Genomic DNA, 11513 nt, shown 5'->3' with positions numbered 1-11513 from the left:
GGATACCTTTCCACCATGTACTTCACCGACCGGGGCATCGAGGAGCTGGCTGCCCGCCGCGGCGAGGAATCGGTGTCGTTCGACTCGCTCGCCGACGCTCTGCGCACCTTCGTCGACCTGCACCCGCAGTTCGAGGACGCCGTCGAGCAGCTCGCGACCTGGCTGGCCCGCCCCGACGACGACCCGGACCTCTAGCGCCACCGGCCGAGAGCAGGCCGGCGCGCCGCGCCGGGATCAGCCCGTCGCTGTCGGGTTCGGGGGAACGGCGCCCTGTCGGCCGATCACCCGAGCGTCCCCGAACACGGTGCTGCTGCGGTAGTAGGCATAGCTGCTGTCGACGGTCTCCTCCTCGCCGAGGAGCGTGGTCGACAGCCTCAACCGCAGGATGCCGGTCACATCCAGGTCGGCCTGCTCCGCCTCGCCGAGGCCGAGGGTGTACTCCGTGAGCCGGCGGCCGTCACCGTGCACCTCGACCAGGTATTTCACCGAGCTCGTGGCGTCGTCGGCGAGACCGACCGTGGTCTGGAAACGCAGGAAGTGCCGGCCCAGGTCGAACTCCACCTGACCGACCTTCAACGGCTCTTCGTGGTAGGAGTACGCGACGGCATTGATGATCAGACTGCGCGGTTGCGCGACACCGCCCACCGTCGCCTGCCCGGTCTCCACCGACCCCCGGACCTGTAGTTGCCTGCTGTCGGCGAGATGGACGGTGACCTCGGCGTTCGGGTCGTCCGAACCGTTCTCCGCCAGTGCGGCGGCCGGATCCCGGGGACCGGACGAGCGTTCCTCGACGGCGTCGATCGCCCCCAGGACCACCCCGAGACCCACCAGACCGGCAAACGGCACGATCAGCACCAGCAGGAGGATCCCCACGGGGCGCCGCCAGAACGACCGCGGGCGGCGCGGTGGCGAGTGCGGCCAGGTCACATAACCCGCCGGACGGCCCGGTGCGGGCGACCACGCCTGGCCGGCTGCCGGGTGTCGGTACTGCGGCACGGGAGTGTGCGGCGCCGGGGACCGCTGCCACCACTGCGCCGCGGGGACGGCCGCGGAGGCCCCCGGCCAGTGAGCATGCCCCGGACGCGGCGCGGGGGCGGGCCCGGGCACCGATCGCGACGTCGGGTCCGGAGAGGACGCCGGCTCAGGCCCCGCGCCGGGCTGCGACCGCGGGTACGGCGGGTCGGCCCCACCTCCCGAGTCCGCCCCGCTCACGGCCCGTGCGGCCGCCCCCTCCGCGGCATCAGCCGCTCGTGCGGGCTCGTTCTCCGGTCCCGGCGCCGCCAGGGCGTCGGCGGCGGGCCGCGGATCGGCTGCGGCCGGGTTCTCGTCACCGGGCCCCAGTTGCTCCCACGAGTCGTACTTGCGGGTCCCCATCCGCGTGGGCCCGGTGTCGAGGACCGCCGCTGCCGGGCCCGACACCCGGGTACCCGCCGGCGGGACGTCCAGTGCCGGCCAGGGTGGCAGGCCCTCAAGCCCCTCGGCCGCCGCCGCCAGCATGCGCACAGTGTCCTGTGCCGTCCGCGGGCGCTGAGCCGGATCCTTCTCGAGCAGGCCGGCGACGACGTCCCACAGCGGCTCGGGGATACCGGGTGGCCGGCCGGGCACGAGGTCGACGTGCGCGCGCAGCGCGGCGATGGGCGGGCGGTCCGCGAACGGGCTCACCCCGCAGAGCAGCTCGTAGAGGACGACTCCGACGGCGTAGAGGTCGGCGGCGGTGTCGGCCCGGCCCGCCTCGATGGTCTCCGGTGCCATGTAGTGCGGGGTGCCGAGCACCCCCGACAGCTTCGTCAGGCTCGTCGAGCCGTCCAGCAGCCGGGCGATGCCGAAGTCGGTGACCATGGCCCGCCAGGCATCGGTGTCGCCCCGCGCCATCAGGATGTTCTCCGGTTTGAGGTCACGGTGGACGATCCCGAGCTCGTGGGCGGCACCGACGCCGTGGAGGATCTCGCTCGTCGCGGTCACGGCCTCCAGCGGGGCCAGGGTGCGGCGGCGGCGGATCTCCCGGCGCAGGTCGGATCCGTCGACGAGGTCCATGACGATCGCGAGCTGCCCGCGCTCGGCCACAAGGTCGTGCACCCGCACCGTGTGGGGCGAGTCGAGCCGGCGCAGGATGGAGCGCTCACGCAGGAAGCGGGCGACGAGCTCCTCGTCGGTCGCCAGCTCGGCGCGCAGCACCTTGAAGGCGAACACGGTCCCGTCGTCGGAGCGGCCGCGCCACACCTCACCCATGGCGCCGCGGCCGATCAGGGAATCCAACGTGTACGCACTACCGAGGCGTTGGGCCAATGTCCCGTCCCGTGTTCGTCATGCCGGCAACCGCGTCCACGCCCATGACACCGCGCGGACGGGATGGTCGACGACATAGTGTCGCAGATCGGACGCGGAACGGCGCAGAACCACAGAAGCCCAGGTACCGGGTCCTCCCACTCGCCGGGAGCGGTCAACCGGCTACGGCGTGAGAACGAGTTTCCCGAAGACCTCGCCATCCGCGAGACGCTCGAACGAGGCGCGGGCGTCGGTGAGCGGGCGGACGTCGTCGATCAGCGGGCGGGTACCGGTGCGGTCGAGGAGCTCGACGAGGTCCGCGAGTTCGCCGCGGGTGCCCATCGTCGAACCGATCACCGAGAGCTGCAGGAAGAAGATCCGGTTGAGCTCGGCCGGCGGGTTCGGGCCGCTCGTGGCGCCGGAGCAGACGATCCGTCCGCCCGGGCGCAATGAGCGCACCGAGTGCGACCAGGTCGCGGCCCCGACCGTCTCGATCACTGCGTCCACGCGCTTCGGCAGGCGCGCGCCCGACTCGACGGCGAGATCGGCCCCGAGCTCGAGCGCCCGCCTACGCTTGGACTCGTCCCGAGAGGTGACGAACACGGTGTGACCGGCCGCCTTGCCGATCACCAGGGCCGCGGTGGACACTCCGCCACCGGCTCCCTGGACGAGCAGCGTCCCGCCACCACCCGCCGGCAGGCCCGCCCGGTTGACCACCATGCGGTACGCCGTGAGCCAGGCCGTGGGCAGGCAGGCCGCCTCCTCCCACGACAGCGCCGCCGGCTTGGGCACAAGGTTCCCCCGCGGGACGGCGATCCGCTCCGCGAGCGTGCCGGGATGCAGCTCGGAGAGCAGGGTCCGCTTCGGGTCCAGGGTCTCGTCACCGCCCCCGCGAGCCGGGTCACCGATGACGGCATGGACGATCACCTCGTCGCCGTCCGCGCTGACCCCGGCCGCGTCGCAGCCCAGGATCATGGGCAGGCGCTCGGGCGGCAGCCCAACTCCGCGCAGGCTGAACAGGTCGTGGTGGTTGAGCGCGGCGGCCCGCACGGTGACCGTGGTCCAGCCCTCGGGCACGACCGGTTCCGGCTGGTCGCCGACCACGAGGCCGGCCAGCGGGTCGTCCGGGTTGATGGAGACGGCGGCGGCGGCGAGCACGAGGGTAACCCTAGGATGACGCTCCCCACCAACGCCACCGAACCGTCCGCTCCACGCTCGGTCCGATCCGTGTCCGATCCGTGTCCGGTTCCGGTGAACGCGGCATACGACAGCGCCCGACGCCGCCGTTGCTCTTCGTCATGGTTCGCCCCGATCCCGCCGCACGCCGCGGAAGCCGGGAGATCGACCACAGGCCGATTGACAGGCTTCGGGCAGCCCGGCCGTCGCGCGGTCGGACCGGATGTGTTGAACTCAATCCCGTGGTTACACAGGGGAGTACGCCGGCCCCCCTCAGCCGGGACACAGTCAGCCGGGACACAGGCGGCCGGGACGGGGGCGGCCGTCGGTTCGGCTGGCGACGGCGCCGGCCGGCGCCCGTACCGGAACCGCCGGTGGTGCTCGTGACAGACGGCGATCCAGTGATCATCGTCCCGTCAGCGGACTTCGTCTGCTGCTCCTACAAGGGCTGCGGCGCGCTGCGCCCACTGACCGAGGCCAACGAGAACCGCCCCTGCCCCGGCTGCGGCCGGGTCTGAGGCGGCGCCCCGGGCTCCTGGGCGGCGGCGGTCTCCCGGATTCCGAACGGCGACCGCCGCGGAACTCTGAGGTTCCGCGGCGGTCGCGTTAGGCTCTGTCTTTCCCTGCCCGCAGCGCTCCGGACGACCCGAGCCCTGCCGCGGCGGAGGTGCTAGCGGCGTGCGACTCCGTCGGCGTGGGCTGCCGCGGCAACCGCGGTCGAGACCGCGGGCGCGACACGCTCGTCGAAGACGCTCGGGATGATGTGGTCGTCGGCCAGCTCGTCGGCGATCACGTCGGCGAGTGCCCGGGCGGCCGCGAGCTTCATGCCCTCGGTGACCCGGCTGGCGCGGACGTCCAGCGCACCGCGGAACAGACCCGGGAAGGCCAGCACGTTGTTGATCTGGTTCGGGTAGTCGCTGCGGCCGGTCGCCACGATCCGGGCGTACTTGTGCGCGATCTCGGGGTCGATCTCCGGGTCCGGGTTGGCCATCGCGAAGACGATCGCCTCCGGCGCCATCGTGGCGACGGCCTCCTCGGGCACCTTGCCCGCGGAGAGGCCGAGGTAGACGTCCGCCCCGGCGAGTGCCTCGTTGATCGAGCCGCGCAGGCCGGCCTTGTTCGTCTCGGCGGCGAGGGCGGCCTTGACCGTCGTCAGGCCGTCCCGACCGGGGTAGATCATGCCGCGACTGTCGCCGACGGCGATGTCACCGATGCCGGCGGCGAGCAGGATGCGGGTGACGGCCACACCGGCGGCGCCGGCGCCCGACACGACGGCCCGCAGGTCGCCGAGGGTCCGCCCGGTCAGCCGGGCGGCGTTCTCCAGCGCGGCGAGCGCGACGATCGCGGTGCCATGCTGGTCGTCGTGGAAGACGGGGATGTCGACGCGGTCCTGGAGCATCGACTCGATCGCGAAGCACCGGGGGGCCGAGATGTCCTCGAGGTTGACGCCACCGAAGCCCGGGGCGAGGCGGGCGACCGTGTCGACGATCTCCTCGACGTCGGTGCAGTCGAGGCAGATCGGCACGGCGTCGACCCCGCCGAAGTGCTTGAAGAGGGCGGCCTTGCCCTCCATGACCGGCAGGGCGGCCGCGGGGCCGATGTCACCGAGGCCCAGGACGGCCGTTCCGTCGGTCACCACGATCACGGTGTTGGAACGCCAGGTGTACTCGTCGGCCAGGGCCGGCGTCTCGGCGATCGCCGTGCACACCCGGGCCACGCCGGGGGTGTAGGCGAGCGAGAGGTCCTCGCGGTTGTTCAGAGGTGCGGTCAGCCCGATCCCGATCTTCCCGCCCCGGTGCAGCGCGAAGGCGGGGTCGTCGTCGGACGGGCGCGGGCTCGGCCCGTCGAACCCCGGCGACGTCACCGGTGCCGCGGGCGAGACGGGCCCATCGGTCGGGGCCGCGAGGGACGAGTCGAGGGTCGTGTGGTCTGTGGTTGCGGTCACGAAAGGGGCTCCTCGGACAAGCCACGGCGGTTCCGTCCGGCGAACGGTGTCACTGACCGGACGTGGCTGGACGTTCCCGGGGCCCCGGCGAAGATCGGGCGTTCGCGGGGCGGCGGGCACTGCTGCGCCACCTCGACGTGTGAGGTGGCTGGACTGCCACATGCCTGCGACGGGGGTGGCCCGACGCTGCTTCCAATATGGCACGCGCGAGGCTCCGGGCCTCCCGGTCCGGTTCACCGGCGGCCAACCCGGGATGACATCCGCGTGAAACATGCGTGCGTCGCCCGGGCGCCGTGACGTAGCTGAACTGTGACGTAATGGCACTTGTCGGGCTCCCCGGGATGAGTCCAACCTCCGCCGCTCACAACCGTCTGTCGCCTCGTGTTTCCCTACCTGTCGCCCATCCGACTCCGACGGGCGGTGCCGCCGGAGTCCGCGCCGCCAGGTCCGGCACACCCGGCCGCCTGCCAGGCCCACCTGAGGGCCGGGGCACGGCGGGAGCCAGGGCACACGGCGGCCGGCCGCCGCACGTCCTCGCGCCGGCCACCCTACCGATCAGCCGATCAGCTCCCCGGCCGCGCCCGCCAGCCGACGCGGGCCGGCGCCGGTCCGCTCCCGGGGACCCGCTGGAAGGCCGCCACCGGAGCTGCCGTTGCGTTTCTGGAAACGACCTGAAACCGGCCCGCATCGTCCGACCCGGGTGCGGAATCCACCGCGTTTCAAGCCGGTTTCCACACAGGCGCGACGGCAATGATCTCATGCCTCGCGACACATCCACGACCGATAAAGCGTGAGACGATTCACTCGAAACGCGAGCGTTGTTCGTCCGTGGACCTGCGGAGTGCGACAGGCGACGCGCGGGGGTTTCGAACACGGCTCGAGCCGGCCCGCGATCACCATCCGCCGACCTTCATCTCACAGAGCGGAAGCCCCGCGTGTCAGGCCGATCCTGATGTCAACCAGTCGAAGCGGGACGTCCACCGACGGCACACGGCAGGCGACGAGGCTGACCGGGAATCGCCGCGCCCAACCTAGTAGCGTGCGTTGTCGTGGAGGTAACCGAGCTGCCGATCGCCGATGCCTGGTTGTTCACCCCTCGCCAGCACTCCGACCCGCGCGGAACATTCCTCGAATGGTTCCGCGTCGACGCGCTGGAATCGGTGACCGGGCACCGGCTTGAACTCGCCCAGGCGAACGCCAGTGTCAGCCGGGCGGGCACGCTGCGCGGCGTGCACTACGCCCAGGTGCCGCCCAGCCAGGCAAAGTACGTCACCTGTGTCAGCGGCCGCGTGCTGGACTGTGTCGTCGACATCCGGGTCGGTTCGCCGACCTTCGGGTCGCACGCGGCCGTCCTGCTCGACGACGTCGACCGGCGGGGCCTCTATGTCTCCGAGGGGCTCGGGCATGCCTTCATGGCGTTGACGGACGGCGCCGCGATCACCTATCTGTGCTCCACGCCGTACACGCCGGAGCGCGAGTTCGGGATCAACCCGCTCGATCCCGACCTGGCCCTGCCGTGGCCGGCCGAGCTGACCCCGCTGCTGTCGGAGAAGGACACCGCCGCGCCGACACTGAGCCAGGCCGCGGCGGCGGGCCTGCTCCCCACCTACGCCGACTGCCGGGCGTTCTACGACTCGCTGCGGCCGCTGAGCACCGGCGCGAGCCGCGGCTGACCCGCCGCCCGCCCGGGCGGCTCACGCCCGGGGTGGCCGGCTGCGGCGCAGTGCACGCGGGCGCGGCCAGTACCGCGCCACGACCCGGCCGAGGACGTCGCCGGCCGGGATCATCCCGAACGTCGCGCTGTCGGTGCCGGTGCGCACGTTGTCCGAGCGCAGCCACCAGGATCCGTCCGAGTCGGTGAACTCGGCCCGTTTGACCCCCAGCCCGCGCTCGGGCAGCCGCGCCACCACCACGTCACCCGGTCTGGGTGACGCGCCCCACAGCACGAGGCATGTGTCGCCGTCGTTCAGGGTTGGTTGCATCGACTCGCCGCGGACAGCGACCGCCCGCACGGAAACACGTGGCCTCACGGGGGTAGGTTGCCAGAAGGCGGGAAACTGGTCCGCGGACTCCTACTCGCGATCCACGTCCCGCGATCGCAACCACCCAGGGCCGACCCGCCCGGCGCGGACGCGGCCGCCCCTGGGCGACAGACCCGAGGCGATACAGAGAGGACGGCGGCATGAGCCTGCTGCATCCCGCGATCAGCGTCAGTGCCCACTGTGACCTGCCCTGCGGCGTCTACGACCCGGCCCAGGCGAAGGTCGAGGCCCAGTCGGTCAAGGCCATCCAGGAGAAGTACCAGGCCAACACGGACCCGGAGTTCCGGGCCCGGGCGCTCGTCATCAAGGAGGAGCGCGCCGAGCTGGTCAAGCACCACCTCTGGGTGCTCTGGACCGACTACTTCAAGCCGAACCACCTCGAGAAGTACCCCCAGCTGCATGACCTGTTCTGGCAGGCCACCAAGGCAGCCGGCGCGGCCGGCGCCAAGGGCTCGGTCGACCCGACACAGGGCCAGAAGCTCCTGGACCTGATCGACGAGATCTCCACGATCTTCTGGGAGACGAAGGCCGCCGCCTGAGACTCGGGCGACAGGTAGGGCCGGGCGTTCCCCCGGGTGGCCGAGTGCCATCCCGGCGGGGGCGCCCGGTTTTGTGTGTGGGTCGGGTGTCCCGTCGGCCGGTGGGGCGAGCGCCTGTGATCCCGTCCACCGGGGATCTAAATGATCACATCCCGGGAGCGGACATGATCAGACCTGCCCGGCACGGGGACGTCGAAGCCGTCCTCGCCCTGGTCCGCGGCCTCGCCGCCTACGAGCGCGAGCCGGACGCGGTCGCGATGACCGCCGACGACCTCACCATGGCCCTGTTCGGCGACCCACCCGCGGCGCACTGCCTGGTGGCGGGGTCGCCGAACCCGGCCGGCGACGTGGCCGACGTTGTGGGCTTCGCGATGTGGCACCCGACCTTCTCCACCTGGACGGGGAAAAGCGGGATGTACCTGATCGACCTGTTCGTCCGGCCCGAGCACCGCCGCGCCGGGCACGGCCGGGAGCTGCTGACCGAGCTCGCCCGGATCTGCGGGCGGCGCGGCTACCTGCGGCTGGAATGGGCCGTTCTGGACTGGAACACCCCCGCGCACGCCTTCTACCGGTCGGTGGGGGCGGCACCCACCTCGGAGTGGACCACCTGGCGGCTGGACGCCCGCGCGATCGACACGCTGGCAGGCCCCCGCCCACATCACGACAGTGTTACCTGACGTGCGCCTTCCCGGCTGAAACCGTGCCCTGAAGGTCACTGTCACCTGACCTCCGCACCGGCACCCCGGCCGCCCGCGGCCACCTGGTCGGCCGTGCCCGGCGCCGAGAACACCCAGGTGGCCGGGCAGGAAGCGGCCATCCGCGACCAGTCGGGCCTTCGGCGCCCTCTTCTGATCACCCGACCTGCGATACCCCAGGCGGGCTGGGTACGGTGGTGAACGACGGGGCCCACGCGAGTCGGACCTCCTCGGCAGGGCCATCATCGGAGTAACGCCCCGATGGATCGGGCAGGCGCCGGCACCGGAGTGTCGTCCGGAAACGGACACAACACCACGGGTCGCGGGAAACCCGCCTCGCAGCGCCGGCGACCGCAAGACACCGGCAACAGCAAGGCACCGATCACGGGACGGAACCCGAGCCAGACCCAGCCAGATCGAGATCCACGAACGAGCGACACCCGGTGGCGGAAAGACCCGACACAAAGGCACGAAGACCGACATCATCGACGAGGACCTTCCTCGCACGACCCGGGCTCTTGGGGGTAGGAACGTGAATCCGACGCCTTCGACCGGCGGCGCGGAGAACTCCGGCGGCACCTCGGGCGAGGCCACCCACGGCGGCGGCCCGCACGACGTCGTCCAGCTCACCCTGCCCGCCGCGAGCGCCTATCTGACCGTCCTGCGGACGGCCACCGCGTCGCTCGCGGCCCGGCTGGACTTCACCCTCGACGACATCGAGGATCTCCGGATCGCGGTGGACGAGGCGTGCGCGCTGCTGCTCGTCTCCGCCGTTCCCGGCTCGTCGCTGGAATGCAGGTTCGCCCTCGAGCCCGGCGTCATGAAAGTCCTGGTAACCGTCGAGAGCCTCGACGGCGAGCCGCCCTCCACCGAGACGTTCGCCTGGACGGTGCTGACCGCGCTGGCCGGCGACGTCTCCAGCTCGACCGGTCCGGGCTCCCGGGTAAGCATCGCCCTCCAGAAGCGCCGCGGTGTCCGGGCCGACCTGGGTGAGCCCCCGGCCGGGCACGTCCGCGGCTCCGGCGCGGCCTCCACAGCGGCCCTCGGCGACACGGTAGGCACGTCGTGACTTCAGCCGGCAGAACACCCACCACCCCTCGTACGGTCCCCACGAACCGCGCGGGCGACCCGGTCGCGGCACTCAGCCAGCGCGGTGCCGGCGACATCACCAGCGCTGACATCGCCAGCGCTGACACCGCCGGCCCCGACGTCGGCGGGATCACCGGGACGGCGCACGAGGCCGAGGGCCTGGCCGAACGCGGATCCGGGCCTGGCGCCGAGCACGGTGGTCCGCCGCCCGCCTCGGCCGTGGGCGAGCAGGCCCAGCCCGACGAGGCCGTCGACGCCGCCGGTGCGGGCTCCCGCTCCGGCGCGTCCGGGCACGGCGCCGGGTCGCCGGATCGGATCCGGGCCCGCGCGCTGTTCGTCCGGCTGGTGTCGCTGCCCGAGGGAGATCCGGAACGGGCCGCCCTGCGCGACCAGCTCGTCCGCATGCACCTTCCCCTCGTCGAGTACCTCGCCCGGCGGTTCCGAAACCGCGGCGAGCCGCTCGACGATCTGGTGCAGGTCGCGACCATCGGGCTGATCAAGTCCGTCGACCGGTTCGACCCGGAGCGCGGGGTCGAGTTCTCGACCTACGCGACCCCGACCATCGTCGGGGAGATCAAGCGGCACTTCCGCGACAAGGGCTGGGCGATCCGGGTGCCCCGTCGGCTCCAGGAGCTCAAGCTCTCGCTGACGAAGGCGACCTCCGAGCTGTCCCAGTCGCTGGGCCGCTCGCCGACGGTCAGCGAGATCGCCCGTCACCTGGAGATGAGCGAGGAAGAGGTCCTCGAGGGCCTCGAGTCGGCGAACGCCTACTCGGCCGTCTCGCTGGACGCGCCCGACTCCGGGGACGACGAGGCTCCGGCCGTCGCCGACACCCTGGGGGTGCAGGACGAGTCGCTGGAGGGCGTGGAGTACCGCGAGTCCCTCAAGCCGCTGTTGGAGAAGCTTCCCCCGCGGGAGAAGCGCATCCTGCTGCTCCGCTTCTTCGGCAACATGACCCAGTCGCAGATCGCGAACGAGCTCGGCATCTCGCAGATGCACGTGTCCCGGCTGTTGGCCCGCACACTGGCCCAGCTCCGCCGCGGGCTACTGGAAGACGGCTGAGCCGACCAGCATTCGGTACGCCCCGGGGCCGCACCCCCGCCCCTGGCCCGGCCAACCGCCCGGCCTGAGCCTGACTGCTCACCAGCACCTGCCTGTCCAGCAACGCCTGTCCTGTTCGCTGCCCGTCCGACCCGCGCTCGGCGCGGGTGCCGCACGGCACAGCCTGCCGGCGAACCGACCCCTGGGCCCGGGTCGGTTCAGCTCCTCACCCGGCCGCCCAGCCCGCCACGATCAAGCGTCGCCATCTTCGGCCGGCCTGGCGTACCCGCCGCCGAAGCCCAGGGACACGATGATCGCGAGCGGAACTACCACCAGCGGCACACCATAGCCGTACAGACCACCCTGCAACAGGCCCCAGGCAACGGGGAGACACAGAACCTGTGTCACCAGCGCAGGCGACCGGAAACCGGACCGGCCGCGCAGGACCCCCCAGGTCACCAGGCCCAGGCAGGCCGCGCCCACCAGAGCGAGCACACCACCGGTCTCCGCCCGGCCGACGTCCTCGATGTCGGAACCGAAGCCCCGGACCACCAGCAGCGCGCCCAGGCCCGCGAGCACCGCCGTCTCAACGCCGAGCAGCACGCCAGCGACAAGCAGCGGACGCGGTACGACCCGCGCGCTCGGTGCCGGAGCAGGGCCGGACGCCCCGACGGGGCCGCGGTTGGTACCCATCCGCCGAGATTACGTCCCGTTCGCCACG

The 11513-nt window shown here is 72.1% G+C and carries 12 protein-coding genes; 7 read left to right on the top strand and 5 right to left on the bottom strand.

Going from position 1 to position 11513, the window contains the following annotated elements; genetic code table 11:
• Positions 1–15 precede the first annotated feature (15 nt).
• Entirely contained in the window at positions 16–195 is a 180-nt protein-coding gene (locus AC559T_RS13480; RefSeq protein ID WP_018502297.1) for a DUF6104 family protein, read from the top strand.
• A 39-nt stretch (positions 196–234) separates the two neighbouring features.
• Here AC559T_RS13480 and AC559T_RS13475 read toward each other — a convergent pair whose 3' ends face one another.
• Together AC559T_RS13475 and AC559T_RS13470 are read right to left on the bottom strand one after the other, a co-directional pair.
• A complete protein-coding gene (locus tag AC559T_RS13475; protein WP_498868911.1) occupies positions 235–2256 on the bottom strand; it encodes a protein kinase domain-containing protein in 2022 nt (673 codons plus the stop codon).
• Between the two features lie 192 nt (positions 2257–2448).
• A complete protein-coding gene (locus tag AC559T_RS13470) occupies positions 2449–3423 on the bottom strand; it encodes a zinc-binding dehydrogenase (RefSeq protein WP_368954292.1) in 975 nt (324 codons plus the stop codon).
• A gap of 392 nt (positions 3424–3815) precedes the next feature.
• Between AC559T_RS13470 and AC559T_RS13465 the strand changes: the two genes are divergently transcribed.
• Positions 3816–3959 (top strand): hypothetical protein, encoded by a 144-nt coding sequence (locus tag AC559T_RS13465; protein ID WP_498868910.1) that lies wholly within the window; start codon positions 3816–3818, stop codon positions 3957–3959.
• 152 nt (positions 3960–4111) lie between these two features.
• Here the strand turns inward: AC559T_RS13465 and AC559T_RS13460 are convergent, their stop codons facing one another.
• Positions 4112–5386 carry an NAD(P)-dependent malic enzyme gene (locus AC559T_RS13460; RefSeq protein WP_498868909.1) on the bottom strand — a complete coding sequence of 425 codons (1275 nt, stop codon included), beginning with the start codon at positions 5384–5386 and terminating at the stop codon, positions 4112–4114.
• A 1049-nt stretch (positions 5387–6435) separates the two neighbouring features.
• Between AC559T_RS13460 and AC559T_RS13455 the strand changes: the two genes are divergently transcribed.
• A complete protein-coding gene (locus tag AC559T_RS13455) occupies positions 6436–7059 on the top strand; it encodes a dTDP-4-dehydrorhamnose 3,5-epimerase family protein (protein WP_018502293.1) in 624 nt (207 codons plus the stop codon).
• A 21-nt stretch (positions 7060–7080) separates the two neighbouring features.
• Here the strand turns inward: AC559T_RS13455 and AC559T_RS13450 are convergent, their stop codons facing one another.
• Positions 7081–7416 (bottom strand): S24/S26 family peptidase, encoded by a 336-nt coding sequence (locus AC559T_RS13450; protein ID WP_498868908.1) that lies wholly within the window; start codon positions 7414–7416, stop codon positions 7081–7083.
• A gap of 152 nt (positions 7417–7568) precedes the next feature.
• Here AC559T_RS13450 and sodN point away from each other — a divergent pair, with 152 nt between their 5' ends.
• From sodN to AC559T_RS13430, 4 genes are all read left to right on the top strand, one after another.
• A complete protein-coding gene (gene sodN, locus AC559T_RS13445) occupies positions 7569–7967 on the top strand; it encodes a superoxide dismutase, Ni (protein WP_018502291.1) in 399 nt (132 codons plus the stop codon).
• 164 nt (positions 7968–8131) lie between these two features.
• Positions 8132–8644: a GNAT family N-acetyltransferase gene (locus AC559T_RS13440; RefSeq protein WP_112107918.1), complete on the top strand. Its 513-nt coding sequence runs from the start codon at positions 8132–8134 to the stop codon at positions 8642–8644.
• A 550-nt stretch (positions 8645–9194) separates the two neighbouring features.
• The gene (locus AC559T_RS13435; RefSeq protein WP_018502289.1) at positions 9195–9731 is read left to right on the top strand and encodes an ATP-binding protein; all 537 of its coding nucleotides are present in this window, start codon (positions 9195–9197) and stop codon (positions 9729–9731) included.
• Complete coding sequence (locus AC559T_RS13430; protein ID WP_498868907.1) at positions 9728–10813, top strand: RNA polymerase sigma factor SigF; 1086 nt, start codon at positions 9728–9730, stop codon at positions 10811–10813. The genes AC559T_RS13435 and AC559T_RS13430 overlap by 4 nt, the downstream gene beginning before the upstream one ends.
• Before the next feature lie 231 nt (positions 10814–11044).
• Here the strand turns inward: AC559T_RS13430 and AC559T_RS13425 are convergent, their stop codons facing one another.
• Positions 11045–11485, bottom strand: coding sequence for a hypothetical protein (locus AC559T_RS13425; RefSeq protein ID WP_498868906.1), 441 nt, complete (start codon positions 11483–11485; stop codon positions 11045–11047).
• Positions 11486–11513: the final 28 nt, after the last annotated feature.

It is taken from the genome of Frankia sp. Hr75.2 (assembly GCF_949319125.1).
Lineage (GTDB): Bacteria > Actinomycetota > Actinomycetes > Frankiales > Frankiaceae > Parafrankia > Parafrankia soli.
The sequence above is the reverse complement of the archived record's forward strand: the minus strand, read 5'-3'. Positions and strand labels throughout refer to the sequence as shown.

Coding starts and splice junctions, on each gene's coding strand:
- sodN (WP_018502291.1), top strand. CDS start 7,569: ATGAGCCTGCTGCATCCCGCGATCAGCGTCAGTGCCCACTGTGACCTG.
- AC559T_RS13480 (WP_018502297.1), top strand. CDS start 16: ATGTACTTCACCGACCGGGGCATCGAGGAGCTGGCTGCCCGCCGCGGC.
- AC559T_RS13425 (WP_498868906.1), bottom strand. CDS start 11,485: ATGGGTACCAACCGCGGCCCCGTCGGGGCGTCCGGCCCTGCTCCGGCA.
- AC559T_RS13440 (WP_112107918.1), top strand. CDS start 8,132: ATGATCAGACCTGCCCGGCACGGGGACGTCGAAGCCGTCCTCGCCCTG.